At 68.1% G+C, this 800-nt stretch carries 2 pseudogenes; both read left to right on the forward strand.

The features are described from left to right. Positions 1-596: pseudogene (locus tag HC022_RS27915) on the forward strand (phosphate acyltransferase); the annotation flags it as partial. Next, positions 593-800, forward strand: a pseudogene (locus HC022_RS27920) (3-oxoacyl-ACP synthase); the annotation flags it as partial. The pseudogenes HC022_RS27915 and HC022_RS27920, both read left to right, overlap by 4 nt.

Below are 800 nucleotides of genomic sequence, written 5' to 3' on the forward strand. Positions count from 1 at the left end.
TGGGGGCGTCCTACGCCCGCAACGGCCTCTCGCTCGAGCGTCCGCGCGTCGGACTGCTCAACGTCGGCACCGAGGAACACAAGGGCCGCGCCGAGCTGAAGCAGGCGCATGAGCTCATCGCAGCCTCGGCCGAGAGCAACAATTTCGAATTCATCGGATTCGCCGAAGGTGGCGACATCCCCGGCGACCGCTGCGACGTGATCGTCACCGACGGCTTCACCGGCAACATCGCGCTGAAGACCGGCGAGGGCACCGCCTCGCTCATCGGGCAGTTCCTGCGCGAGGCCTTTGCCTATTCGCCGCTGTCGCGCGTCGCCGCCCTTCTGGCCCTGACCTCGCTCAAGCGGCTTCAGGCACGGATCGACCCGCGCCGCAAGAACGGCGGCGTGTTCCTCGGCCTCAATGGCACGGTGGTGAAGAGCCACGGCGCCGCGGATGCGACAGGTGTGGCAGCCGCCGTCGAACTGGCCTACGATCTTGCGCAATCGGGCTTTGGCGACCGACTCGCCGCCCGCATCGCCTCGGCGGCCACCGCCGCGGAAGAAAGTGCCCCGCAGCCGGGCACCGAGCAGAAGAAAGACGGAACGAATCCATGACCATACGGGCGCAGGTGGCCGGGGTCGGGCACTATCTGCCCGAGCGCGTCGTCCCCAACTCCGAGTTCGAGAAAACCCTCGACACCTCTGACGAGTGGATCAGGACCCGCTCCGGCATCGAACGGCGTCACTTCGCCGCCGAAGGACAGACGACCTCCGAGCTCGCGACCCGCGCGGCGCTTGCCGCGCTCGAAGACGCAGGGC

The sequence above is a fragment of the Salipiger sp. HF18 genome, assembly GCF_011806505.1.
GTDB lineage: Bacteria > Pseudomonadota > Alphaproteobacteria > Rhodobacterales > Rhodobacteraceae > Salipiger > Salipiger thiooxidans.